This window comes from Rheinheimera sp. UJ63, assembly GCF_021568285.1.
GTDB classification, from domain to species: Bacteria; Pseudomonadota; Gammaproteobacteria; order Enterobacterales; family Alteromonadaceae; genus Alishewanella; species Alishewanella maricola.
The window spans coordinates 191066-215923 of sequence record NZ_JAKGTQ010000001.1 but is presented as its reverse complement, the minus strand read 5'-3'; the positions used below and the strand labels follow the sequence as shown (position 1 = coordinate 215923).

Genomic DNA, 24858 nt, shown 5'->3' with positions numbered 1-24858 from the left:
GCGGTTCAATGTATGGCGCGGCTAAGTTAACGGATGCGCGCAGCATGTTAACTGAGCCATACAGCCAATAAAAACGGGAGCCTTAAGCTCCCGTTTGTGATCAATCAACGGCAGTTCGGCCTTATTTTGGCACCACCTCGTCAGCGGCATGCTCATCAGGCGCAGCTAATTCGAGTTCTTCTAGCTTACGACTAATCGAGCGTGGTGAACCTGTATTGCGTGCAATAGCAATATAGACCACCGGTACCACATAGATGGTTAATAAGGTTGCTAAGGCAACACCGGCTAAAATAACCATACCTATAACCATACGGCTTTCAGAGCCAGGGCCAGTTGCTAATACCAGCGGTAAGCTACTCATCACCGTAGTAAAAGCGGTCATCACGATTGGGCGCAAACGTTGCGCTGCAGCACGTTTAACGGCATCTTCAAACGCCACTCCGGCATCGCGTAATTGGTTAGCAAATTCAACAATCAAAATACCGTTCTTCGCCACTAAACCGATCAGCATCACTAAACCGATTTGGCTATAGATGTTCAGCGTCATGCCGGCAAAGTAAAGGCCTGACAAGGCACCCACTAAGCCAAGAGGCACCGTGACCATGATCACCAGTGGGTGAATAAAGCTTTCAAATTGTGCAGCTAACACCAAATAAGTGATAATCAGTGCTAACACGAATACAAGCGCCGTAGAGCGACCGCTTTCTTGATAGAGTAACGACTCGCCTTTGTAGTCAACACCCAAAGTGTCATTGATATCCGTTTTGACGATATTTTGCAGATACTCCAGTGCTTCACCCAGACTGTAACCCGCCGCCATACTGCCGGTGATGGTAATCGAGCGCATCCGGTTGTAACGGTTTAGGCTAGAAGCTGTGGCTTCTTCACGCAGCGTCACTAAGTTATCTAAAGGAATTAACTGGTTGCTGCGATCTGAGCGAATATAAACGTTACTGATTTTAGTTGGCGCGCGGAAGTCATCGTCTAAGCCTTCGATAATCACATCGTATTCACGACCACGGTCTAAGAAGGTGGTGACGCGGCGGCCACCGAGCATCGCTTCTAGTGAGCGGCCAATGGCACCTACCGACACGCCTAAATCACCGGCGCGATCAATGTCGATATCAACTAAGATCTGCGGCACGGTTTCTTTATAATCGTGATCCAGCATGATTAAGTTCGGGTTTTCAGCGGCTTTAGCCAGAATAATGTCACGCCATTGCGCCAATTCTTCATAGGTATTGCCTTGAATAACGAACTGGATTGGGCGATTACCGCCGCCACCGCCGCCTAAGCCACTGCGCATAAACGTAAAGGCTCGCACATCAGGCAGTTCGTTTACTTTGCTGCCTATTTCCGTGAGTAAATCTTGTGTCTTGCGTTTGCCGTTATACCAGTTTTCAGTACCAACAATGGCGACACCACCGCTGTTACCCCAACCAGGAACACGTAATAGCATCCGAGTCAGCTGCCCATCCTCATAGTAAGGCGTTAAAATATCTTCAATTAAGCGCATATTGCGGCTGTTGCTTTGATAACTTGCCCCTTCGGCGGGGCTCATCATCACGAAGAAAGTACCGCGATCTTCTTGCGGCGCGAGCTCGCTTGGCAGCATTCTAACTAATTGTACACTGGCGACAAAACATAACGTGACCACCACCAAGACCGGCCAACGCTTGGTGCACACTACGGCAAGTTGACGTTGGTAGGCGCTTTCTAGCTTGGCAAATGCCTTGTGTAACCAAGTGCCAAATCTACTTTCACGTTTGCGGTGCGACAATATTTTGCTGCAAAGCATCGGTGATAAGGTGAGTGCGACCACACTGGAAAAGGCCACTGCCGCGGCCACCGCCAGCGCAAACTCGGTAAAGAGTTTACCTAGCTCACCTTGCATAAAGACAAGTGGTACAAACACCGAGATCAGTACTAACGTGGTTGCCACTACAGCAAAGCCAACTTCACGCGCACCACGATAGGCTGCCAGTAACGGCGCTTCACCTTGCTCAATCCGCCGATAAATATTTTCTAAAACGACGATAGAATCATCAACGACTAAGCCGATAGACAGCACCATGGCTAGCAAGGTCAGCAAGTTAATTGAAAAATCTAATGCATAGAGCACGGTAACGGCCGAGACTAGGGCAACCGGTACGGTAATCGCTGGAATAAAGGTGGCACGGATATTACCCAAGAACAGGAATATCACTAAAATAACCATGCCCATGGCAATACCTAGCGTGTTGTATACCTCTTTAATAGACTCCGAGATAAACACTGAAGAATCATAGCCTGGCTCAATGGTCATGCCTGCCGGGAGATTGACTTTAATCTTTTCCATTTCCGCGCGGGCATTGCGAACCACTTCCAGGGTATTAGCTTTAGATTGTTTAATAATGCCGATACCGAGGATGTTTTTACCGTCGCTACGAAATTCACCTTCTTCATCTTCAGCGGCCAAGCTGACATCGGCAATTTCTGATAAACGAACTAAGTAATTGTTCGCTCCGCGTTTGACCACTAAGCGTTCAAAATCTTGTTGCGAGCGGAAAGAGCGCACCACGCGCACGGTAAAATCACGGTCAAAGGATTTGATATTACCGGCGGGTAATTCGACGTTCTCAGCACGTAATATGGATTCAACATCTTGCACGGTGACGCCACGCGCCGCCATTGCATCGCGGTCTAACCAGATACGCATGGCGTAATCGCGTGAGCCGCCGAATTGCAAACGGGCCACGCCATCTACCACTGAAAAACGCTCAGCAATATAACGGTTAGCATAATCGGTTAATTCCAGCGTGGTCATGTTTTCGCTGTTTAAGACAAACCAGGCAATGGTATCTTCGTCTGAGTTTGCTTTGAATACTTCTGGCGGATCCGCTTGATCCGGCAGGTTGTTCAGTGCCCGAGACACGCGCTCACGCACATCATTAGCGGCGGCATCAATATCACGTTCAACGTTAAATTCAATGGTGATACTTGAGCGGCCATTACGGCTGCTGGAGTTTATATTTTTAATGCCCTCAACACCGCTGATGCGATCTTCAAGCAATTGCGTGATCTTACTTTCAACAATTTCAGCAGAAGCACCCGGGTAATTCGTATTGATACTGACTACCGGTGAATCGATATCCGGGTATTCACGCAGTGGCAGCATGCTGAAACAAACGATACCGAAAATCACCAATAAGATATTAATAACAGTGGCAAAAACCGGTCGTTTAACGGAGGTATCAGATAACCACATCCTTAACCTCCAACTTTATTGATGGTAATGCCGTTGCGAACCTTTTGTACGCCTTCAACAATCACTTCATCGCCTTCTCGTAACCCAGACAAGATCTCTACCCAACTTGGAATGCGCTGGCCAATTTCGATTTCTTTTTGCATCACTTTGTTATCCGCATCGACCACATACACATATTGACGGTTTTGCTGGGGTACTAAGGCTTTTTCAGAAATACGTAACACTTCACGGTTTTCCAGTTGTAAGCGCACAGACAGTAACATCCCTGGGCGCAGTTTTAAGCTTGCGTTGTCAATTTCACCATGCACGGTTACCGAGCGCGTGACCGGATCTAAACGCGTATCAATGGCCGAGACTTTGCCGCTGAAGGTTTCGTCCTGATAAGCTACGTTGGTAACGGTTAAGGGCATACCTAAGGCCACTTCTGAGAGATAGCGTTCTGCGACACTGAATTGCACGCGTAGCGTTTGCATATCATCGAGGCTAGTAATCACAGTGCCAGCATTGATGTAAGCCCCTTGGCTAACTTGGCGTAAACCTAAAAAACCGCTGAAAGGCGCACGGATGGTCATATCGTTCAGCTGCTTGCTGGCGATGTCCAGTTGCGCTTGCGTGCTGTTTACGCGGCTTTGTTGTTCATCCAGCATCGATTGGGCGGTGGCTTGGGTTTTGGCTAAGTTCTTCAAACGATCCAACTGCCGAGATTGTTCTACCAACACGGCTTTTAACTCGGCCACACGGGCTTTTTGCTGAATGTCACTGAGTTTGGCAATGATTTCGCCTTTATTGACTTTTTTACCTTCACTGACGTTCAGTTCAATTAAGAATTCGCTACTCGGTGCAATGAGTTGAATGGAGTTATTGGCAATGCCGGTGCCTATGGCGCCGACTTCGCGACTCATTTCATGTCTTTCAACTTGGGCCGTTTTAACCGAAACCGCGCCGCCAGGTCCACGTCCGCCGTCTTGAACTTGTCCGGATTGCCAGAACAAAAAGCCAACAAAACACAGTAATGCTAACAAAATGAACCATATTAATCGTGAATGTAATTGCGCCAAGGGAACTCCGGAACGTTAAGAAAAATCATCTTGGCTATTGTATGGAATTATCGACCTGTCAGATTCCCTATTATCGCAATCTGACTACACTTGGTCGTATCAGAACGATTTTTCGGCAAATCTGAACCGTTATTGTGGCTGAAATATAGTTTTAGCTGGCTTAAACCAAACAAACACTGGCAGACTATAAAGCAGAGAATGCGGGAAAGGGGAGAGCATAATGAGCAAATTAGCGCTAGCGGGTTCAGCCAGCAGTGGCGGAGCCAAACTGTTGCTGCTGAGTGTCGGCACATTGTTTGTGCTTTTTATCTATACCTTATTATTGGCCGAACAATTTAATTGGTTGCTAGCGGTGGCTTATATAGCCAGTTTTATGGGGATTTTTATTGGTTGGGCAAAATTAGCAGAGCCCAAATACAGTATCGATTGTGATGAACTGGGCGTGCATTATCATCATCGTGCCGGCAGCTGGCTATTGCCATGGCAAGCCTTTAGTTACAGTGCCGTGCCAAGCATTGGCGGCGAAGATCTGGCATTTATTGGTTTTAAAGTGACGGATTATGATGCGGTGTTAGCAAAATTGCCGTTACGTTTAGCCGTGAAAATTATGACTGAGCAACGGCCTATTTTTTTAGAAGCCATCAAGCAAAGCTGCAGTATCGGCCAGTGCGCAACAGAGTTACTGCGTGAAAAAGATCATTTTAGCACTGCTAAGCAGCAGTATGATGGTGTCAAAGCGATTTTTGCCCAACGCATGCAGCGTATTACGGCGGCTTGTGGCTTTGAATTGTTAGTGCCAGTTAATGCAGAACCTGCTACTGTGCGCAAATGGTGTCAGGATATTAATCGGTTACGACTGCAACAACTGCATCCCGATGATAACTAGACACTTGTGTCGTGGTGTATAATAATACATCCATACTAGTTAGCTGGCAGGGTTGAAATGAGTAGTTATGACAAAGCATTTTTGGTGAGTGGCCGTAACACCATTATTCATAAAAATAAGAAGTTGGATTTGATTATCATCAATGATGATACTAACCCAACGCTGATCGTCACTCGGCATGGCGTTAAGGTGTTTGAAGATGAAGTGCCAAGCAGTCGCTTAGAAGCTAAAGAGCAATACATGGAGCTGGTTGATGTGTCCAGTATTGATGTATTTGGTGAAACAAAAACATTGTTGTTTATCCAAGCGTTAAATAACAAAGAATATAAAATTGATTACACCAAAAAAGACAACGATATGTTTATTCGTTTACACCAGGATAATTATATCTAAAGCGCTGTATTTCACCCTATAACCCTGCTTTATCGCAGGGTTAATGCTATTGTTATATCGTGTCATGTTTCCTTTTGCTTTATCTTTAACCTGAGATAACGGGTTACTTATGCATTTTACTGAGCACAAACTTAAAATAATAATAAAGGTGCCGGTGTCTGCTACTGCTATCAGTGTTGAACTGATCCGCAAAGCATTAATAGACGCAGGTTATGGCCGCTGTTATGTGCTGCAAGCACAAATCGACGCCTTGCTAGCCGAATACGCCCCCTTGTGTAAACAAGTGCAACAACAGACTTTGCTTGAAAATAGCGAAGAGCTGGTTTATCCCATTGCTGAAAAACGCCCAGCAGAAGTAACCTTTCAATTATCTGAAGACAAGATGTCAGCTACGGCGACCGTTACTGCGGCGTATGGCGGCGCGCCATTGGCTGCCAATGCATTGGTGAAAGCGGCGCAAGAGGCTGGCATTGTTTTTGGCTTTCAAAAAGAGCAGATAATACAATTAATCCAAACCAGCAGTCAGGCAGAGCCTGGTGCGCAGCTACAGGCTGAAATTGCCACTGGCCGACTGGCTAAGGATGGTTTGGATTCCCGTTTTGATCCATTAATTCCTGACATGGTGGTAAGACGTAAGCGACCACAGGTCGATTCTATTCATAAAGTGGACTTGCGTGATTTTGGCAGTGTCCCTTCTGTCGTTGCCGGCGATCCTTTGATGCGCCGCTTACCCCCCACGCTAGGTGAGGCGGGCTATACCGTGACCGGCGAAAAAACGCCGGCTGAACCTGGTAAGATTATCGAATGGCAATTAGGCAGTGGCGTGGCGCTAAGTAGCAACGATCCAAACCTATTGCTGGCGAAGCAAGAAGGGTTACCTCGCTCAATTGAGCATGGTGCAACCGTAGATGACGTTTTTAATACCTCTCAAGTCGATTTAGGCTCAGGTCATATCATTTTTAAAGGCTCAGTGGTGATCACCGGTAACGTCGCAGCCGGTATGAAAGTGCTGGCAGGTGGCAATGTTTACATCAAAGGTGTCGTTGAAGGGGAATTGATCGAAGCCGGTGGTGATGTGGTGATTGATGGCTCTATTATTGGCCATCAAGTCAGTGAAGGGGATCAACATTTTACGACGGTTGTTAAAGCCAAGGGCGATATTCATTGCGCGTTAGCACAATACTCTGAATTACATTGTCAGGGATCACTCTTTGCCAGTAAATACTTAATGCACTGCAAGGTCGAAGCCAAAACGGTTTTGGCGGGTAGTGAGGATAAAATTAACGGTAAAATTGTCGGTGGTCATTATTTGCTGGCAAACGGCCTTAGTTGCGGTCAGCTCGGTTCGCCGTCAAATAGTCCGGTGATAATTCAATTAAACCGCTTAATTACGCCTTTACTGGAACAACAACGCTTACTTCGAGAGCAGTTGGTGCTGAGTCGACACGAGCTTGAAGAGTGCAAAGCACAAATTGAGCAACTACGTAAAGCGTCCGCGGGTAAAGGTGATCCGCAATTACAAATGTTTGAACTGGACTTTCAGCAACAACGAGAGTTGGTTAAAGCCTTGATCACTGAGCTAAAAGCTCTTGAAGAGCAGCGCCAACAAATTTTGCAAACCTTAGAAATTAAGGTTACACAGCAGTTGTTTTCTGCCGTTGAAGTGCAGTTTGGACCACAGAGTGTGCGTACGCGACGTGAGCATAGCCCTTCTCGAATTAAGATCAGTGAGGGGCGTCCGCTGATTGAACCCTTGTAACATAGCCGCAATGCGACCAGCTGGAGCTACTTTGCGTTAATAGGTCGTGTAAAATGTCTGCTTTTTTCCTATGCTATATCGGTATTCAATAACTGAGTTTGTGCGGTGCCTTTACTTCTCGTTTTACTGTTATTATTTTGTTTTCCGGCTGCAGCCAATTGTAATATGGCATTTCGTTATGGCGTATTAATCTCGCCTGAGCATATTCGTATGATGCAAAATAATCGTACGCACGTGCAAATCAATCATGATCAGCAATTGTTTGTGCGCGGTGAGTTGCAAACACTCAGTGAAGAAGAACAGCGCTTACTGCAGCAATATGCCGAAGGTTTACGTAAGTTCGTGCCTGAGATTGTTAGCTTAGCCGTCGATGGTGTTGAAGTGGGGTTATCCAGTATCGAAGCCATGTTAGCTGGCGTGGGTAGTCAATCGCAGCAAGACGAGTGGCGCGCGCTGATCCGTGAAACAACCTTTCAATTTTTATCGCGTTTTGTGCGCAGTGGCGACCACTTTTATCTGGCGCCGCAAAGCTTGAACGAGTTAGACAACTTTCTTAATCGTGAACTCAAACCGCAGTTAACCAGCTTAGCGCGGCGCACTGTCGGTGCTGTGTGGGGCGCATTGCGCGATGCGTTACGTCAATCAGATAACAACTTTGAGCGAGCCGAAACTCAAGATTGGCAGTCTGTGAATCAATTGATGGAAAAGATCACCTTGGGTATGGACGAAAAAATGGTAGAGCTTGAAGCGAAATCAGCCCTGTTTTGCCAACGCATGCGCGAGCTTGACCATATTGAATCAAAACTGCAAAAGCGTATTGCCAGCCTTGCGCAGTTTGACGTGGTGGTTGAAAAGCCCGAATAGCCGTGGGCGACTTAGACGGACTATTTACCTCAGGCGCTGTAACGGCGCTTATACCACACCATACTCATCTTGCAGCGATACCGGCATCGAGTTATCGACTTCATCACTGATCGCATCCAGCGTCTTTTCCGCTTCTTCCAATGAGCTGACTTCGGCGATATGAAACAACGCCTCACCTTCATTGACTAGCGGTAAGTTATTGCGGCCAATCACCACTCCCGCTAAGGTGGCGTGAATAGCCACTTCAAAATCAGAGTAGGGTGAGTAAATATGAGCCAGTAAATCACCTTGCTGTACCGTTTGCCCCAGGCTGACATAATAGCGGGCGATACCATCGTGCTCAGCTCTCACCCAGCTACTTTTTTTAGTAAACAGTGAGTCTGTTTTTTTGCCGCGTTTTAAGCGACTCAGCATACCGAGATCTTGCATCACGTTAACAATGCCACGCACGCCGATTTTAATCGATTGCTCGTCGAAGCGCAGTGCTTCACCTGCTTCATATAACAAAATGGGAATGCCCATATTATTGGCCGTGCCGCGCATGGTGCCATCACGTGTAGCGGCTTTGACGATAATCGGTGCGTTAAAGCTCTCTGCCATGCGCAGCGCCATTTTATCTTTGGCGCTGGCGCGAACTTGTGGCAGGTTTGCCCGATGGATGGCCCCCGTGTGCAAATCGATGGCATGGCTGCACTTTGACAACACTTGATTGGTAAATTGGAATGCCATGCGGCTACCCAGCGAGCCTTTTTCGCTGCCGGGGAAACTGCGATTAAGATCGCGCCGATCGGGCAGGTAACGTGATTGCTGCACAAAGCCATAGGTGTTGACGATAGGCACGACGATTAAGGTGCCTTTGAGCCGACTTAACCTTGGCAGTTTAAGCAAACGTCGACAGATCTCGACCCCGTTTATTTCATCACCATGCAGGGCCGCCGTGATTAACAACACTGGCCCTTCTTGGCGGCCATGCACCACATGTGCGCCGATATTCAGCTCTGTGTGGGTATAAAGCTTACCAAAGGGAATATCCACTACCGCGCGTTCCCCTGCAGCGATATAGGTATTGGCCAGCATAAAAGGGGGACGAGTTGTACTCATTAGCCGGTGCCTTTAGTTTTAGGGGTTTTTTTGCTTTGATGGCTCGCAACCTTTTTTTCTAGATAGCGAATGATCATGCCGGCCACATCTTTTTCGGTGGTGGTTTCGATGCCTTCTAACCCCGGTGAGCTATTGACTTCCATGACCACCGGGCCATGATTAGAGCGCAGTAAGTCGACACCCGCTACATCTAAGCCCATGGTTTGCGCTGCCGCTAAGGCGGTTTTACGCTCTTCTGGCGTAAGGGTGATCTTAGTGGCACTGCCGCCGCGATGTAAGTTTGAACGAAACTCGCCGGCTTTAGCTTGCCGTTTCATCGAGGCCACGATTTTATCGCCCACCACGAAACAGCGAATATCAGCACCGTTCGCTTCGCGAATATATTCTTGTACCAAGATATGCGCGTTTAAGCCCATAAAGGCATCAATCACGCTTTCTGCCGCGGTGCGGGTTTCGGCTAACACCACGCCAATACCTTGGGTACCTTCTAACAGTTTAATGACCAGCGGCGCACCGCCGACCATGTCAATTAAATCGGGAATATCACCGGGCTTATCCGCAAAGCCCGTGATCGGTAAACCAATACCTTGGCGTGCTAATAATTGTAATGAGCGTAATTTATCGCGAGCGCGGCCAATGGCGACTGATTCATTTAGCGAGTACACGCCCATCATCTCAAATTGGCGCAGTACTGCGGTGCCATAAAAGGTAATTGAAGCACCAATGCGCGGGATCACCGCGTCAAAGCGCTCGAGCACATCACCTTTGTAGTGAATCGAGGAATTACTGCGGTTAATGTTCATATAACACATTAACGGGTCGAGCACTCTGACCTCATGGCCAGCGTGAGTAGCGGCTTCTACCAATCGTTTGGTGGAATACAGCTCAGCGTTACGCGACAAAATCGCTATTTTCATAAAGGCTCCTGCCTGCTCGCCAGGTTGGCGCAGACACTAAACACCAGGGGACTGACAATCGGTCGATTGTCAGGAATTCGGCAGGCTATTATGCCAGTAAAAATAGCGAACCCAGCCCTAGGAATGCAAAAAAACCGACGACATCGGTCACGGTGGTCAAAATAACCGAACCCGATAAGGCCGGATCAATTTCCAGTTTATCTAACCAGCGAGGAATAAAGACACCGCAAATAGCCGCAATAATAATATTGATAATAATCGCCACACCAATGATGCCGCCAATCAGCCAACTACCAAACCAAAAGAACGTGATCACCGCGATAACGATTGACCAAAGCAAGCCATTTAACGCGGCAACGCCAATCTCTTTGCGCAGTAGCGCAACATAGGTTTGTTCAGTAATTTGTTCGAGCGCCAAACCGCGGATCATCAGCGTTAGCGTTTGACTGCCCGCAATGCCACCCATACTGGCGACAATAGGCATCAGCACGGCCAAGGCGACCACTTCTTGTAATGTCGCCTCAAATAAGCCGATAGTCCAAGCGGCTAAAAATGCGGTGAGTAAATTAATGCCGAGCCACACCGCGCGGCGTTTGGCACTAATAAAGACCGGTGCGAATAAATCTTCTTCTTCATCTAAACCGGCGGTGTGCATGAATTGGCTTTCTAGGCTGCGCCTCACATTCTCTAATGCTTCACCTATGGATAAGCGGCCCAGTAATTTGCCCTCGGCAGAGACGACCGCTAGGGCGGTATACCCAGAGCGAGAGACCATATCTGAGCCTTGGTCTAAATCTAACTGACCATCAACGACCGGGGCTTCATCATCAATAAAGCTTTCAATCGGCAAATGGCTACCGCGACCCAGCAAGCGACTGGCGGAGACTTGTCCGGCATAGCGGCCGGTGCGGTCAATCACAAATAAGGTTTCTTGGTATTCAGCGTCTTCAGGCAAACTTTGAAACAGCCGAATGGCATCACGCACACGCGCGTTTTTATTTAAGATCAGTAAGTCATGATCGGCATAACGACCACACTGATCTTCATCATAGGTTAACGCGATCTCTAGCCAACGGCGTTGACTGGCGTCTAGGCGCGAGCAGGCATAATCGTAAAGGCGAGGGGGCAATTCTTCCAATAACTCAAGTAAATCATCAACTTCCATTTCCTCAACGAGGGTGCGCAGTTGTTGATCATCGAGTTGTTTGAAAATGTTCTCACGCGCATCGACCCGCATATGGGTCAAGGCACTGACTTGATCTTCTGCTGCTAAGCCGAGCCAACAGTTTAACCGCTGCTCTAGCGGCATAGACTCTAACGCTAACGCCAGCTCAGACGGTTCTAATTCGGTTAACCGAGTCAGCAGCTGATTTAATTCGTCTTCATCGAAACTGTCACGGACAATTTCTTCAATATCAAGATGTTGGCTCTCTACCATATAGACTCCTTGTTACCACCAATTCTTGAACTTAAACCAGATTAGGCTACCCAGCCCGACAAAAAACATCACGATTAAGGCAATAAAATAACCATTTTTATGCATCAACTCTGGCATATTAGCAAAATTCATCCCATAAATGCCGGCAATAAAGGTTAAGGGAATAAAAATCGTGCTGACCATGGTTAACACTTTCATACGTTCGTTAATTTGATGCGACGTTGTCGACATATAACCATCCACTAAATCGCTTAGCTGATCATAATACATGTCGGTCATGGAGTGCAGTCGTTCAAATTTCTCATAAAAGTCACGCACATCGGTGCTAAGAAACATTTTACTCATTGGATGCAGTTCTTCGTAACTGGCTTCGGCAAAAATATCTTTTTGGTAAGCTAAGTTGCGGCTGACTTTGCGTAATACCGATCGGTAGCGCATCATGGCCGACATCAGTTCATCGTCACCTTTTTGCAGCATAACATCTTCGAGCTCACTTAATTCGTCCTCAAAAATCAGCAGCTTTCCTAAGTAGCTGGCCGATACGGCAAGGATAACTTGCTTAACCCAATCGCTGACGGTGGCATTTTTTTTCTCCGCTAATTGCGGTTGTAATTGGCTGGCGAGTAAAGGATCGTGACATTGAATTTTACTGATCAGAATATCGCGAGAAAATAATAAATTGATCTGTGCGCTTTCGGTCAGCTCGCTAAAGTCAGGATCAGCATAACCCCGTAAAATCAGTAAAGAAAAGTCGTCTTGGGCTTCAAACTTAGGCGGGTGACGCTGGCGTGTAAAATCTTCTAACATGGTTGGCGCAATCGCCAATTTCTGCATCACATGCAGCTCTTCTTCAATACTCGCCTCAGATAAATCGATCCAGATCGGGCTGGTAAATTGAAAGCCATCAGATAAGGCTTTTAACTTTCGTTGTTGCCAAGTAGCCGATTCGTGATCAAAAAAACATAATGTAATCATGCAGGACCTTATTGGTTTTTTGTTTTTAATCCTGCCCAACACGGCAAGACATGTTGGGCAGTGGGGTCCAGAGGGTTGGCCTTAACTGGCGTTTGACGTGCTGCGCTCGCGGATATAGTCGTTAACTAATTGCTCAAGCACATCCAACGGCACGGCACCATTAGCCAGAACCACTTGATGGAACTCACGAATATCAAACTGCTCGCCCAATTGCTCTTTCGCGTGCTGGCGTAATTCTAGCAGTTTCATCATGCCGACTTTATAAGCGGTGGCTTGACCTGGCATCACAATATAACGTTCGATAGCTTTGATCGCATCGTTTTCGGGGTTCGGTGTGTTATCCATTAAATACTGGATGGCTTGTTCACGTGTCCAGCCTTTAGCATGAATACCGGTATCAACCACTAACCGCGCTGCGCGCCATAACTCCATCGCTAAGCGGCCAAAATCTGAATAGGGATCTTGATAGAGCCCAATTTCTTTTGGCACCAGTTCAGAGTATAGACCCCAACCTTCAATATAGGCAGTGAAGCCACCAAAACGGCGAAATTTAGGAATACCCTCCAGCTCTTGCGCTATCGCCAATTGCATATGGTGTCCCGGAATACCCTCGTGATAGGCCAGCGCTTCCATCTGATAAATGGGCATACTGCTCATTTGATACAAGTTGGCGTAATAGATACCTGGGCGCGAGCCGTCCATTGATGGCCGCTGATAAAAGGCTTTACCGGCACTGGCTTCGCGAAACGGCTCAACCGCTTTGACAATCATCGGCGCTTTCGGCTGCACGATAAACAGCTCATCTAGCCGGGTGCGCATATTATCGATAAGCGCGGTGGCTTCGGCTAAATAAGCGGCTTTCCCCTCTGCGGTTTCAGGGTAATAGAATTGCGGCGCTTCGCGCATAAACACAAAAAACTCGGCTAAGTTACCCGCAAAACCGACTTGCTGCATGATGGCCTGCATTTCTTTATGAATGCGAGCGACATCATCTAAGCCTAACTGATGGATGGTGGCGGCATCCATATCGGTGGTGGTCATACGGTTTAAACGATTTTGATAAAACGCCGCGCCTTTTTCAAAACGCCAAACCCCATCATCGGTACCGGCTAATTTTTCTAGCTCGCCAAGATAACTGATTAACTGCTGATAAGCCGGGCCAACGCTGGTTAAAAGCGCGACCTTCGCTTCATCTAACAGCAGTTTTTGTTCTGCAGCTGGCAAATTTAACGCGGTGACCTTGCTGGTAAAGTCGCTTAGAAGGGTGCTATCACCTTCCTCAGTAAAAGGGGCGCCTTGTAACAAGTTTTCGCTAGCGCTTTTTAAATGCGGAAAAACAAACTTTGGCACAATAATGCCCACATCAGCGCGCTGTTTTAATTGCTCTTTTAACTGCTCGAATAATTTGGGTACGGCATTTAACCGAGCGATATAGGCTTTTGCATCGCTGATATCACTGATTTTATGCTGGTTAATTAATACCGAAGGCACTTGTGAGTGCACGCCATACATCTGATTAACAGGGTAGCTGTATAAACGCCACTCTGCATCGGTCAGCATATCTTGTAATTGCTGCTGCATTAACTGATAACTCAGGCGGGTTTGTGCATCTAATTCAGCAGGGTCGATGGTGGCTAACAATAAAAGATGTTGACGCGTTTGTGCTAATTCTGCAGCGAAGGCACTGTCGCTCAGATCTTGCCACTTATCATAATCATCTTTGATGCCCAAGCTGGTTTGTAAAATTGGACTACGCTGCACACGTTCATTAAAAATGCGTTCAAAGAGTTGATTGGCGCGCTCATTCACATCCACTTGCTGCTGTTGCGAAGCGGGCTCGCTGACATTCGTCTCAGCAGGTTTTGGGCCGCAACCGCTAACTAAGGCGGCAGATAACAGCAGTGGCAATAAGGCCAGAGTATATTTAGGTTTTTTCTGCATTGTGCTTCCTTTATCTTGTCGCATCTAAATAAATAAGGTCAGTAAATCGTTTAGGTAACGTGCCCCTAAAGGCGTGATTTGCCAATGACCCGGAATTTCGCGCAGCAAACCTTTGTTAATGGCGGTGGTGATTGGCTGCGTGATATAGCTTAAGGGTAAGCCAGTAAAGGCCGTAAAGTCGGCCATCGGACAAGGCTCAAGCAAGCGAAAGCGATTCATAAAAAATTCGAAGGGGCGATCCTCCGGCTCCACTTGCTGGCGCTCATCCAGATAGCTACGGCTTAAATCCATATAGCCTTTCGGATGTTTTACTTTGACCGTACGCAAAATACTGTTGCGGCTGGGTAAGGTAATCTTGCCATGTGCACCACAACCAATACCAAGATAATCGCCATAGCGCCAGTAATTCAAGTTATGTTGACACTGATGACCTGTTTTACTGTAGGCCGAGGTTTCATATTGCTGATAACCCGCCGCGCTTAATAAAGCCAGACCCTGTTGCTGAATATCCCAAAGGATATCGTCATCAGGTAAGGTCGGGGGTTTTGAAGCAAAAGCGGTATTCGGTTCAATGGTCAGCTGATACCAAGATAAATGCGGTGGTTGTAATGCAATGGCTTGGGCTAAATCATCTAACGCAGCAGCGACGGTTTGCCCCGGCAGGCCATGCATTAAATCCAGATTATAACTTTTCAGCGGTAAGGTTGCGGCTAGCTCAGCCGCGCGACACGCTTCATCGGCGTTATGAATACGCCCCAGCGCGCTTAATTGCGCCGCTTGAAACGTTTGTACACCAATCGAGAAGCGCGTAACACCCGCCGCGACATAACCGGCGAAACGTTCTGCTTCAAAAGTCCCAGGATTAGCTTCCATCGTCACTTCAAGTTCGGGTTGCGCGGGCATACGGCTTAACACACCGTCGAGGATCTGTTTGATGCCGTCAGCACTAAACACGCTTGGCGTGCCACCACCAATAAAAATACTGTGCAAAGGGCGTTGCCGAACTAGGTGTAAATCTTCATCTAAGTCATTGAGTAAATGCGCAATATATTCTTGCTCAGGAATGCCTTGTTTCACTGCATGCGAATTAAAGTCGCAGTAGGGACATTTTTGAATACACCAAGGAATATGGATATACAGTGCTAAAGGCGGTAATTGCAAACTCAAGATGCCGCCTTATTGCTTTGCGCTAATGACATTAGTTTTACCAGTTGCTGCAAGGCCTGCGCTCGATGACTCCGCTGCTTTTTTTGCTCAGCGCTCAGCTCTGCTGCGGTTTTATTTAAGTCGGCCAGATAAAAAATGGGATCATAACCAAAGCCACCTTCACCGCGAGCAGCTAAGGCAATTTCACCTTGCCACTGACCGTGACAGACCAGTGGCGTTGGATCGGCTGCATGGCTTAAATACACCAACACACAATGAAAGGTTGCTTGACGTTGCGCTGGCGGGACATCAACTAAAGCGCTGAGCAATTTCTCACAGTTTTGCTGATCGCTCGCCCCCTGACCGGCATAACGCGCCGAGTATATACCCGGTGCGCCGGCTAAGGCCGCGACGGCTAAGCCGGAGTCATCGGCGATGGCCGGTAGGCCGGTAATGGCGGCAGCATGCCGGGCTTTTAAAATGGCGTTTTCAATAAAGGTTAAACCGGTTTCGTCAGCATCGCTCACGCCCAAGCTACTTTGCGTGACCACGTCTAACGAAAAAGGGGCGAGCATTGCGGCTAACTCTGCCACCTTGCCTTTATTTCCGGTTGCCAATACCACTTTGTTCATGCCTAAGCCTTATTCTGTATAAAGTTTTTGTTCGAAATTCAGTTGCTGACGGGTATTACCTTGGCGAATGTCGAGGCTAAAACGAAACTGCTCTTCATTACGAAACGGCATGACAGCGATATAATAAATGGCTGCACCGTCTTTAATTTCACGAAAGGTTAAACTGCGCTGTTGCCCTAATAAGTTTCGGGCTATGCCGCTAATAATCACGGCTTGTGCTTGCTGAGTTTGCGTATCCAGTACCGAAATATTAATGATCGCGTTGTTTTTATTGCGGCTTAGATTTGCGGCTCTGGCCACTTCCGGTGTCAGAAACGTCGAGTTAAAAGCAATGTAGTGAATATCCCAATCGCCTAACTGTTTTTTTTGTTCAGCTTGCAATGTACCCGCAAACAAAAAACTGCTTAGCATAAGCAGATACAGTAAGTAATGCGTTGTGCGTTGTTGCATCTTGATAACTCCGCTTTTGGTGAGAAATGTGCCGCCGTTAGGCGGCCTTAAAAAACCGTTCGAGTACCGAGCTTATAAACCGCGGAACCAGCCCGCGAACAGCAACTCAATAAATTTTAGCGCGACTAAGGCGATCAACACCGATAAATCTAAGCCGCCCATCGGCGGTAAGATGCGACGGATCGGCGAGAGCATCGGCTCGGTTAATTGTTGAAACACTTGTTCCATCGGGTTACGGCCTTGGCTGACCCAGCTCATAATGGCGCGAATTAATAAGATCCAGAAAATTAAGCTGAGGATCTCTTTCATTAACAGCAAGCCACCTAAAATAAAGCTTGGCCCAATTTGTAACGACACAGAAAATAATAACTGCAACACAATAAACTTGGTTGTTGCGAGTAAATAAGCGATTAATAAGGTGGCGGTGTCGAGTTTACCCATACTGGGGATCACCCGGCGCAGAGGCAGTACAACGGGGTTGGTGGCTTTTACCACAAACTGGCTAAACGGATTGTAAAAATCGGCTCTAACCAACTGTAACCAAAAGCGAATTAACATCAGCATAATGGCGAGTGTAAAAGCGGTATGCACTAAAAACTGTATTGCTTCCATTTGAGCTTCTCCGCTAACTTAAATACTTTTGGCCATGGCTTCGGCCCGATCTATAGCCGCTTGCATGGCTTTTGCCACCATCTCTTCTAAACCTTCATTCGCAAAGGTGCTGACCGCTTCGTGCGTAGTACCGCCTTTCGACGTTACTTGGGCGCGCAGTTGTGCAAAACTTAAATCGCTTTGTAGCGCCATTGTTGCGGCCCCCAAGGCGGTTTGTGCCACCATGGCTTTTGCTTGTTCGGCACTAAATCCCAATTGTTCGGCTTTTTGTTGCATCGATTGCATAAAGTAAAAAAAGTAAGCCGGTGAGCTGCCGGTTACGGCAATAATATGATTAATTTCGTGTTCTTCATTTAACCATACTGTCATGCCGGTGCCTTGAAACATATGATCAACAAAGGCTTTTTCATAGTTTGAACAACGGCTTGGGAACAAGCCGGTAACACCGAGCGCGACTAACGAGGGTGTATTAGGCATAGCGCGAACTAACTTAATGTTGCCTAACCAATTTTCATAATGTGCTACCGGTAAACCGGCGGCCAGCGTTACGAACATTTTGTCCTGACACTGCGGAGCTTGCTCAAGCAGGGCGCTGCAAACGTCTTGCATCATTTGCGGTTTTACCGCCAGCACGATAACGTCTGCCCAGTCGGCCGCGGCCGCATTATCTAAGGTGGTGGCAATACCGTAATCTTTTGCCAGCTCGGTTAATTTTGGTTGGCTACGATTAGCCGCCATAATATTCTCTGCTGGATAGCCAGCTTTAACCATGGCGGCAATAACACAGCGCGCCATATTGCCAGCGCCTATAAACGCCACCCGATTGTCATTCATGTTTTTCATAATTCCTTGCGCCAAAAATTGCGGTGCCTAATCTTATCATAGTTGCACCGTATGGTAGAGCCAGTGGCCAGTCATTCGACATACCCATGGATAATTCAGTCGCCGCCGGATAATGCGCTTGTAGCTGCTTGGATAACGCCTGCATCGCCGCAAAGTCGGCTTTAACTTTGTGCTCATCGCCAGGTGCTGGAATAGCCATTAAACCTCGTAAAGTGATGCGAGGTAACACATTCACATCGGCCGCCAGTGCCAGCATCTCTGTGGCCGCAATACCAGATTTACTGGCCTCATCGCTGATATTGATTTGCAATAACACCTGTAAATCGGCGGCATCAGCGGGCCGTTGCTCGCTAAGGCGCTGCGCAATTTTCAAACGATCGATGCTATGCACCCAGCTGGCATACTGCGCAATAATCCGCGTCTTATTAGACTGAATGGGGCCGATGAAATGCCATTGCAAGTCTGGTAAATGTGCCAGCGCTTCAGCCTTGGTGGCCAGTTCTTGTGGATAATTCTCTCCAAACAGGCGTTGACCCGCTTCGTAGGCGGCCAGTACGGCTGTATCAGGTTGCGTTTTACTCACGGCGATTAATTGCACAGGCTGACGCGATTCTGGCAATTGTTCACAATTTTTCGCTAGCTTCTGATAGGCGAGGGCAAGTTGTTCTGCTATGTTATTCATCATAAATAAGTAAATTGGAGTTTCCTAAACGTGGATATTACCGAATTATTAGCTTTTAGTGTTGAACATAAAGCCTCAGACTTACACCTTTCTGCGGGTGTACCGCCGTTAATCCGTGTCGATGGCGATGTACGCAAGCTCAATATTCCGCCGTTAACGCACAAAGAAGTGCATGCGTTAGTGTATGAGATTATGACCGATAAGCAACGTAAGGAATACGAAGAGCGGTTAGAATCGGATTTTTCGTTCGAGGTGCCTAACCTTGCTCGCTTTCGGGTTAACGCCTTTGTACAAAACCGCGGTGCGGCAGCGGTATTTCGAACCATCCCCAGTGACGTATTAACCTTGGATGATCTGGGCGCACCGGATATCTTTAAATCGATATCAGAAAACCCACGTGGTTTGGTGCTAGTGACGGGGCCCACAGGTTCGGGGAAAAGTACCACCTTGGCGGCGATGATCGATTACATCAACACCACGCGCTTTGATCACATCTTAACCATTGAAGATCCCATTGAATTTGTGCACAGCAATAAATTTAGTTTGATCAACCAACGTGAAGTACATCGTGATACGCACAGTTTTAGTAATGCGTTACGCTCCGCCTTGCGTGAAGATCCGGATGTGATTCTGGTGGGTGAATTACGTGACTTAGAAACCATTCGTTTAGCCATGACCGCCGCCGAAACCGGTCACTTGGTGTTTGGTACCTTGCACACCACCTCCGCGCCGAAAACTATTGACCGGATCATCGATGTGTTCCCAGGCGAAGAGAAAGCCATGATGCGCTCGATGTTATCGGAGTCTTTGCGAGCGGTTATTTCACAAACCTTATTGAAAAAGGTCGGTGGTGGTCGTATTGCTGCGCACGAAATTATGGTCGGTTTACCGGCTATCCGAAACTTGATCCGCGAAGATAAAATTGCTCAGATGTATTCGGTCATTCAAACTGGGGCGGCACATGGTATGCAAACTATGGATCAATGTCTGATTAACTTGGTAAACCGTGGTTTAGTGACGCAAAAAGATGCGGCAGCTAAGGCGCAAGATAAAAATACCTTTAGCAGAATGTAGTCGAGGTTTTATATGCAGCTGGTTGATTATCAGAAAAAAATGGTTGAGTTAAAAGCCTCGGATTTATTTATTACCGCAGGTATGCCGGTGGCGGCAAAAATTAACGGCGAATTACAGCCGATTGATGATCAACGCTTATCAGAAGTCGATTCGTTAAATTTAGTGTTGTCGGCGATGAGTGAGAAACAGCAGCACGAGTTCAATACCACCAAAGAATGTAACTTTGCGATTGCCAATGATGCGGGGCGTTTCCGTGTTTCCGCCTTTTGGCAGCGTGACAAAGCCGGTATGGTGATGCGGCGTATCGTGACCACCATTCCGAATGTTGACGATCTGGGTTTACCACCGATTTTAAAAGAAATCGTTATGTCCAAACGCGGCTTAGTGCTGTTTGTGGGGGGAACCGGTACCGGTAAGTCGACGTCTTTGGCGGCGTTAATTGGTTATCGAAACAAAAACTCGAAAGGGCATATTCTGACTATTGAAGATCCCATCGAGTTTGTGCACGAGCATGGCCGCAGTATGATTACCCAGCGTGAAGTCGGCTTGGATACTGAAACCTTTGATTCAGCATTAAAAAGCTCATTACGCCAAGCTCCTGATGTGATTTTGATTGGTGAAATTCGCTCACAAGACACCATGGAGTTTGCTCTGTCTTTCGCCGAAACCGGGCACTTATGTATTGCCACTTTGCACGCGAACAATGCTAACCAAGCGATTGACCGTATTATGCACCTCGTACCAAAGGAGATGCACAGTAAGCTGTTATTTGACTTATCATTGAACTTACGCGGTATTGTGGCGCAGCAATTAATTCCTACCTCCGACGGTCAGGGGCGTGTTGCCGCCATCGAAGTGTTACTCAATTCTCCGTTTATTGCCGATTTAATCAGTAAAGGACAAATTGCTGAGATTAAAACGGTGATGGCGAAGTCACGCGAGTTAGGCATGCAAACCTTTGACCAAGCCCTGTATGATCTGTACAAGGCCGAAGTGATCAGCTATACCGATGCGATACACCATGCTGATTCTCCGAATGACTTACGTTTAATGATTAAACTGCGTAACAATGAAGTGAAAGGGTCGGGTTTCTTATCCGGAGTCACCCTAGACAGCATGGATAAAGAATAGGCGCCAACACATTATGGGTTTAAGTTCGATCATGACCCCTCGCAGCAAACTGGTTACCACCCAAGGTGATGCCAGTTTAGCTTCGCTGCGTAACGTATTTAATCAGTCGCATTTTCAGCATGTACCGGTTGTCGATAGCAGCGATAAAGTGGTGGGTATTGTCTCAGTAAAAGATTATTTTAAAGAGGTCAGCCCGCTTATCGACTCGGCTAGCGAAACAACGCTAGGCTTGTTTATGCGTACGCGTAAGGTGCATCAAGTGATGGTGTCGCCGGTGATTACCGTGCCGCTTGATACCAGCATTCGAGTTATCGCTACTATGTTAGTTGAGCATAATATCAGTTGTATTTTAGTTACCGACAATCAACAGCATCTGCTGGGGTTGTTATCGTGGAAGGATATAATGAAAGCCGCTTTGTTAGCCAAACCTAAAAGCTAAGAATCTTTGGCTTAACTTGACTTTTATGCTGTACGCCAAATTTAATCTGCGGCGTAACGGCGGCGTAAAATCTGCACCCGCTCAATATACGCCTGAGTTTCTGCAAAAGGTGGAATGCCATTATAGCGTTTTACGTTGCCTAGCCCCGCGTTATACGCGGCTAACGCTAAGGTAAGATCGCCCTGATAGTCTTTTAACAACTGCCCTAAATATTGACTGCCAGCACGAATGTTTTGTTCGGGCTCATGGCCATTTAAGACCTGAAATTGCTGCATCGTGGCGGGCATCAATTGCATGAGCCCCATGGCCCCTTTTGCAGAAATCGCATTGGGGTTAAATGCCGACTCGGCATGGATCACCGCCCGGATCAGTGCACTTTCTAGTTGATGCTCGGCCGCCGCTTGATTAATTAACCGGGCAAAACGTTGTTTAAATAACGGTGTTTTTTGCCAGTCTATACTGGAGTTAGGGGCACAAGCAAAGCAATCAAAGCGCAATAATTCAAAAGCTTGGCCAATAGGGCGTTGATCTGAAAATCGTGCGCTGCCATCGGGCAGCACGGTTTTATAAACTAATACCTTGGGCGTATTAGCGCTGTTGGCAGTCGGTTGCGGTAAAGGCGCACTATTAGGCGATAGTTTAATCGTCGTTTTCGGCTCTGTGATACGGTCTGTCGCCGCGAGCAGGGCGCTAAAGATTAAACAAAAACTACTTACGCCTAATGTGGCCCATCGCACGCTTTGCATTACCGGAGATCCTTGCAGTCAGGTTTGGCGTTTAACGCGGTGGGCTAACCATTTTAATACTACCGCGACCATTAAAATGATAACGGGAACGCTAATGCTTTGCCAGAGCGCTATCGGTAATTCTGGTAGCCAATAGCTTAATGAGCGCAATAACTTATCGGCTAATTGCACCGCATAATAGCTAATCGCCACTAATGACAAGCCTTCAACCATTTGTTGCAGCTTTAGTTGCAGTTTTGCTTTTTGTTCCATCGAAAGCAGCAATTGCTGATTTTGCTGGGCTAATTTTAAACTCATCCGGGTGCGTAGTAGCTCAGTTGAACGGCCTAAGCGGTTTGACAGGCTATTTTGCCGCAGTTGCACCGATGCGCTGGTTCGATAAGCCGGGGTTAAACGTCGTTCGGTAAAATCCTGTAGCGATAGCTTATCGTCAATACTGGTTTCATCTAAGGCTTTTAGTCGATCTAAGGTTAATTGATAATAAGCGGCGGTAGCTTCTAATCGAGAACTGTTTTCGGCAATTAAGCGCTCTGTACCTGCCGCGAGCTGGCTGATCTGATCCAGTAACTGTTCATCATTATCGCGTTCTTGTTCAATACGTTGAGTCAGTGAAGCTAAATTTTGCTCTAAGCTATTGAGTTGCTGCAAACTTTGCCGTGAGACCGGCCAACCGAGTAGCGATAATTTTCGATAATTTCCTAAATCAAATAATTGCTGCACTAAACGCCCTAATGCCGCGGCAGAGAGCCCTTGATCCAGCAGCAGCATGCGGCCGGCACCTTCAGCATGTTTTTGAAAATCTGTCCATATTTTGGCTTTGCCTGCAGCTAATAAGCTGTTTATACAATTCTCGGCATTAAACAAGCGCGCCACTTGTTGTGCCGCTAAGGGCTGTTTAGCATCAATGATGGTCAGTTGCACAATACGAAAAATTTGCCCTGGGATGTGATCAAACCAGTCACGTGAGGGCAAAAAATCTAAAGGATCATCAAACCATGGCTTTTCGGCGTCAGCACGAATAAATGTATAACTGGAAAACTCACCATGCCGCTCCCAGCGCAGCCATTGGCCATAAAGTGATAAGGTAAGATCTTGTGCCGCTTCGGTTAATTGGCTGCCTTGCTGTGCAGCCAATTGCTGCATACATTGAAACTCTAAGGCGCGTGACGCGGGGGCTAAGGTCAGCATAAAATGACACAGTCGACAGGGGGCCGTTAACGGCGGAAAAGTGCGCTGTTGTAATTCTTTATCCAATAAATCGCGAAGAGGATGACTGCGACGGGATAGATTTTCCATAATTCACCTCATGGTTGCAGGCCTAGGTTGTTCACTCAGGCGTAAGGTCGAAACACTATTGCTGCAGGTTGTATGCCAGTGCGAAGCGTCACAATTTGCGAGTGTAAGATGCTGAAATGAATAAAGTTTGAAAATTACATCCGGCTCATGCCACTAAAACTGCTAAAATTTGTGCTTGAAATGAAAGCAGTTGCCTAGTTTCAGTGCAAATAATGTATAAAACAGGCCATCAGGGCGATTGGCTTCGCATACCATACCTATTCCATTGCGCATTCGGAGAACAATGTGCCGTTTAACAAAACTTTTTTCTTAGCGATTGCCAGTGTGGTGATGGCGATGTTGACGATCCAATCCGGTGCGTCTTTAGCCAAGCAATTATTTCCTCTAATTGGCCCTACCGGTACCACCGGTCTGCGTATCGGTTTTTCTGCATTAATGTTGTGGTTAGTGTTTCGACCTTGGCGACATTTACCCGTCGGTCGTAATTGGCGAGCCGTTTTTATCTATGGCGTCTGTTTAGGAGGCATGAACTTATTATTCTATCTAGCCATAGCGCGCATTCCACTGGGTATAGGTGTGGCGTTAGAGTTCACCGGCCCACTAGCGGTGGCGTTATTTTCTTCAAGAAAACGCAGTGATCTACTGTGGGTTGCACTGACCATCGCGGGGATAGTATTGCTGTTACCCGATATGCGCTCGGCCGATGCCTTAGATCCCGTCGGTGTTGCGCTGGCGCTGGGTGCGGGGGCTTGTTGGGCGGGTTATATCTTATTTGGGCAACGTGCTGGCAGCTTAGCCTCAGGGGGTGTCACGGTTGCCTTGGGGATGGCTGTAGCCGCGAGCTTTTTGTTGCCGCTGGGCCTCTTTTCTGCTGGGCAGAGTTTACTCAGTTGGCAGGTGATCCCATTAGCGATTGGCGTGGCAGCGTTATCCAGTGCCATACCCTATAGTTTAGAAATGGTGGCATTAAAAAAACTACCCGCGCAAACCTTTAGTGTTTTGATGAGCTTAGAACCGGCTATTGCGGCTTTAGCGGGTTTCTTGTTTTTAGCCGAATTACTCAGCTTAACGCAATGGCTCGCTATTTTATTAGTGATCAGTGCTTCGTTAGGCAGCACCTTAAGCAGTAAATCTGCTGCAGCGAGCTAAGTTGGGTTTTTAAACCCTTAAAATCATAAAAAGTTGATCTGTACCGAAGCAGTAACGGCTTTTATTCGTTATAACTAAA

The 24858-nt window shown here is 47.2% G+C and carries 23 protein-coding genes; 8 read left to right on the top strand and 15 right to left on the bottom strand.

What is annotated here, in order from left to right:
* Positions 1-121: 121 nt before the first annotated feature.
* Both L1N97_RS00955 and L1N97_RS00950 read right to left on the bottom strand, forming a co-directional pair.
* Entirely contained in the window at positions 122-3247 is a 3126-nt protein-coding gene (locus L1N97_RS00955) for an efflux RND transporter permease subunit (RefSeq protein WP_236128565.1), read from the bottom strand.
* Positions 3248-3249: 2 nt separating this feature from the next.
* The gene (locus tag L1N97_RS00950) at positions 3250-4149 is read right to left on the bottom strand and encodes an efflux RND transporter periplasmic adaptor subunit (protein ID WP_236128564.1); all 900 of its coding nucleotides are present in this window, start codon (positions 4147-4149) and stop codon (positions 3250-3252) included.
* 376 nt (positions 4150-4525) lie between these two features.
* On the opposite strand from L1N97_RS00950, the gene L1N97_RS00945 reads away from it, so the two are divergent.
* From L1N97_RS00945 to L1N97_RS00930, 4 genes are all read left to right on the top strand, one after another.
* On the top strand, positions 4526-5191 hold the full coding sequence (locus tag L1N97_RS00945; protein ID WP_229584971.1) for a DUF2982 domain-containing protein: 666 nt from the start codon (positions 4526-4528) through the stop codon (positions 5189-5191).
* A 57-nt stretch (positions 5192-5248) separates the two neighbouring features.
* Positions 5249-5584, top strand: a complete 336-nt coding sequence (locus tag L1N97_RS00940; RefSeq protein WP_236128563.1) for a hypothetical protein — start codon at positions 5249-5251, stop codon at positions 5582-5584.
* A 154-nt stretch (positions 5585-5738) separates the two neighbouring features.
* Positions 5739-7343, top strand: coding sequence for a DUF342 domain-containing protein (locus L1N97_RS00935; protein ID WP_236128562.1), 1605 nt, complete (start codon positions 5739-5741; stop codon positions 7341-7343).
* Between the two features lie 165 nt (positions 7344-7508).
* The gene (locus tag L1N97_RS00930) at positions 7509-8207 is read left to right on the top strand and encodes a DUF2884 family protein (RefSeq protein ID WP_226749852.1); all 699 of its coding nucleotides are present in this window, start codon (positions 7509-7511) and stop codon (positions 8205-8207) included.
* A gap of 48 nt (positions 8208-8255) precedes the next feature.
* Here the strand turns inward: L1N97_RS00930 and L1N97_RS00925 are convergent, their stop codons facing one another.
* The 11 genes from L1N97_RS00925 to L1N97_RS00875 all read right to left on the bottom strand — a co-directional run bounded on the left by L1N97_RS00925 (position 8256) and on the right by L1N97_RS00875 (position 18947).
* A complete protein-coding gene (locus L1N97_RS00925) occupies positions 8256-9308 on the bottom strand; it encodes a succinylglutamate desuccinylase/aspartoacylase family protein (protein WP_229584974.1) in 1053 nt (350 codons plus the stop codon).
* Positions 9308-10225, bottom strand: a complete 918-nt coding sequence (gene rimK, locus L1N97_RS00920; RefSeq protein ID WP_236128561.1) for a 30S ribosomal protein S6--L-glutamate ligase — start codon at positions 10223-10225, stop codon at positions 9308-9310. Before rimK ends, L1N97_RS00925 begins: the two co-directional genes overlap by 1 nt.
* 88 nt (positions 10226-10313) lie before the next feature.
* Positions 10314-11663: a magnesium transporter gene (gene mgtE / locus L1N97_RS00915; RefSeq protein ID WP_226749855.1), complete on the bottom strand. Its 1350-nt coding sequence runs from the start codon at positions 11661-11663 to the stop codon at positions 10314-10316.
* A gap of 12 nt (positions 11664-11675) precedes the next feature.
* Complete coding sequence (locus L1N97_RS00910; RefSeq protein ID WP_236128560.1) at positions 11676-12638, bottom strand: magnesium transporter CorA family protein; 963 nt, start codon at positions 12636-12638, stop codon at positions 11676-11678.
* Positions 12639-12719: 81 nt separating this feature from the next.
* Positions 12720-14579 (bottom strand): DUF885 domain-containing protein, encoded by a 1860-nt coding sequence (locus L1N97_RS00905; RefSeq protein WP_236128559.1) that lies wholly within the window; start codon positions 14577-14579, stop codon positions 12720-12722.
* A 24-nt stretch (positions 14580-14603) separates the two neighbouring features.
* A complete protein-coding gene (gene hemW, locus L1N97_RS00900) occupies positions 14604-15746 on the bottom strand; it encodes a radical SAM family heme chaperone HemW (protein ID WP_236128558.1) in 1143 nt (380 codons plus the stop codon).
* Entirely contained in the window at positions 15743-16357 is a 615-nt protein-coding gene (gene rdgB, locus L1N97_RS00895; RefSeq protein WP_229584979.1) for an RdgB/HAM1 family non-canonical purine NTP pyrophosphatase, read from the bottom strand. Before rdgB ends, hemW begins: the two co-directional genes overlap by 4 nt.
* Positions 16358-16366: 9 nt before the next feature.
* Entirely contained in the window at positions 16367-16807 is a 441-nt protein-coding gene (locus L1N97_RS00890; protein ID WP_226749860.1) for a DUF4426 domain-containing protein, read from the bottom strand.
* Between the two features lie 72 nt (positions 16808-16879).
* Positions 16880-17419: a YggT family protein gene (locus tag L1N97_RS00885; RefSeq protein ID WP_229584980.1), complete on the bottom strand. Its 540-nt coding sequence runs from the start codon at positions 17417-17419 to the stop codon at positions 16880-16882.
* A gap of 18 nt (positions 17420-17437) precedes the next feature.
* Positions 17438-18262 carry a pyrroline-5-carboxylate reductase gene (gene proC / locus L1N97_RS00880; protein ID WP_229584981.1) on the bottom strand — a complete coding sequence of 275 codons (825 nt, stop codon included), beginning with the start codon at positions 18260-18262 and terminating at the stop codon, positions 17438-17440.
* The gene (locus L1N97_RS00875; RefSeq protein WP_236128557.1) at positions 18246-18947 is read right to left on the bottom strand and encodes a YggS family pyridoxal phosphate-dependent enzyme; all 702 of its coding nucleotides are present in this window, start codon (positions 18945-18947) and stop codon (positions 18246-18248) included. Before L1N97_RS00875 ends, proC begins: the two co-directional genes overlap by 17 nt.
* Positions 18948-18974: 27 nt before the next feature.
* Here L1N97_RS00875 and L1N97_RS00870 point away from each other — a divergent pair, with 27 nt between their 5' ends.
* From L1N97_RS00870 to L1N97_RS00860, 3 genes are read left to right on the top strand one after another with little or no spacing between them, the layout of a single operon-like run.
* A complete protein-coding gene (locus L1N97_RS00870; RefSeq protein WP_229584983.1) occupies positions 18975-20018 on the top strand; it encodes a type IV pilus twitching motility protein PilT in 1044 nt (347 codons plus the stop codon).
* Positions 20019-20030: 12 nt separating this feature from the next.
* The gene (locus L1N97_RS00865; RefSeq protein ID WP_229584984.1) at positions 20031-21149 is read left to right on the top strand and encodes a PilT/PilU family type 4a pilus ATPase; all 1119 of its coding nucleotides are present in this window, start codon (positions 20031-20033) and stop codon (positions 21147-21149) included.
* A 13-nt stretch (positions 21150-21162) separates the two neighbouring features.
* Positions 21163-21588: a CBS domain-containing protein gene (locus L1N97_RS00860; protein ID WP_229584985.1), complete on the top strand. Its 426-nt coding sequence runs from the start codon at positions 21163-21165 to the stop codon at positions 21586-21588.
* Between the two features lie 41 nt (positions 21589-21629).
* Here L1N97_RS00860 and L1N97_RS00855 read toward each other — a convergent pair whose 3' ends face one another.
* Both L1N97_RS00855 and L1N97_RS00850 read right to left on the bottom strand, forming a co-directional pair.
* On the bottom strand, positions 21630-22334 hold the full coding sequence (locus tag L1N97_RS00855; protein ID WP_236128556.1) for a lytic transglycosylase domain-containing protein: 705 nt from the start codon (positions 22332-22334) through the stop codon (positions 21630-21632).
* Between the two features lie 18 nt (positions 22335-22352).
* Entirely contained in the window at positions 22353-23630 is a 1278-nt protein-coding gene (locus L1N97_RS00850) for a DUF3422 domain-containing protein (RefSeq protein WP_229584987.1), read from the bottom strand.
* A gap of 285 nt (positions 23631-23915) precedes the next feature.
* Here L1N97_RS00850 and L1N97_RS00845 point away from each other — a divergent pair, with 285 nt between their 5' ends.
* On the top strand, positions 23916-24779 hold the full coding sequence (locus L1N97_RS00845; protein ID WP_236128555.1) for an EamA family transporter: 864 nt from the start codon (positions 23916-23918) through the stop codon (positions 24777-24779).
* Positions 24780-24858 lie beyond the last annotated feature (79 nt).

What these genes read in the sequence shown, in the direction of transcription:
- rdgB (WP_229584979.1), bottom strand. Translation starts at nt 16,357, where the DNA reads ATGAACAAAGTGGTATTGGCAACCGGAAATAAAGGCAAGGTGGCAGAG.
- L1N97_RS00875 (WP_236128557.1), bottom strand. Translation starts at nt 18,947, where the DNA reads ATGATGAATAACATAGCAGAACAACTTGCCCTCGCCTATCAGAAGCTA.
- L1N97_RS00855 (WP_236128556.1), bottom strand. Translation starts at nt 22,334, where the DNA reads ATGCAAAGCGTGCGATGGGCCACATTAGGCGTAAGTAGTTTTTGTTTA.
- L1N97_RS00910 (WP_236128560.1), bottom strand. Translation starts at nt 12,638, where the DNA reads ATGATTACATTATGTTTTTTTGATCACGAATCGGCTACTTGGCAACAA.
- L1N97_RS00950 (WP_236128564.1), bottom strand. Translation starts at nt 4,149, where the DNA reads ATGAGTCGCGAAGTCGGCGCCATAGGCACCGGCATTGCCAATAACTCC.
- rimK (WP_236128561.1), bottom strand. Translation starts at nt 10,225, where the DNA reads ATGAAAATAGCGATTTTGTCGCGTAACGCTGAGCTGTATTCCACCAAA.
- L1N97_RS00860 (WP_229584985.1), top strand. Translation starts at nt 21,163, where the DNA reads ATGGGTTTAAGTTCGATCATGACCCCTCGCAGCAAACTGGTTACCACC.
- L1N97_RS00905 (WP_236128559.1), bottom strand. Translation starts at nt 14,579, where the DNA reads ATGCAGAAAAAACCTAAATATACTCTGGCCTTATTGCCACTGCTGTTA.
- L1N97_RS00865 (WP_229584984.1), top strand. Translation starts at nt 20,031, where the DNA reads ATGCAGCTGGTTGATTATCAGAAAAAAATGGTTGAGTTAAAAGCCTCG.
- proC (WP_229584981.1), bottom strand. Translation starts at nt 18,262, where the DNA reads ATGAAAAACATGAATGACAATCGGGTGGCGTTTATAGGCGCTGGCAAT.
- mgtE (WP_226749855.1), bottom strand. Translation starts at nt 11,663, where the DNA reads ATGGTAGAGAGCCAACATCTTGATATTGAAGAAATTGTCCGTGACAGT.
- L1N97_RS00930 (WP_226749852.1), top strand. Translation starts at nt 7,509, where the DNA reads ATGGCATTTCGTTATGGCGTATTAATCTCGCCTGAGCATATTCGTATG.
- L1N97_RS00890 (WP_226749860.1), bottom strand. Translation starts at nt 16,807, where the DNA reads ATGCAACAACGCACAACGCATTACTTACTGTATCTGCTTATGCTAAGC.
- L1N97_RS00925 (WP_229584974.1), bottom strand. Translation starts at nt 9,308, where the DNA reads ATGAGTACAACTCGTCCCCCTTTTATGCTGGCCAATACCTATATCGCT.
- L1N97_RS00955 (WP_236128565.1), bottom strand. Translation starts at nt 3,247, where the DNA reads ATGTGGTTATCTGATACCTCCGTTAAACGACCGGTTTTTGCCACTGTT.
- L1N97_RS00850 (WP_229584987.1), bottom strand. Translation starts at nt 23,630, where the DNA reads ATGGAAAATCTATCCCGTCGCAGTCATCCTCTTCGCGATTTATTGGAT.
- L1N97_RS00885 (WP_229584980.1), bottom strand. Translation starts at nt 17,419, where the DNA reads ATGGAAGCAATACAGTTTTTAGTGCATACCGCTTTTACACTCGCCATT.
- L1N97_RS00945 (WP_229584971.1), top strand. Translation starts at nt 4,526, where the DNA reads ATGAGCAAATTAGCGCTAGCGGGTTCAGCCAGCAGTGGCGGAGCCAAA.
- L1N97_RS00940 (WP_236128563.1), top strand. Translation starts at nt 5,249, where the DNA reads ATGAGTAGTTATGACAAAGCATTTTTGGTGAGTGGCCGTAACACCATT.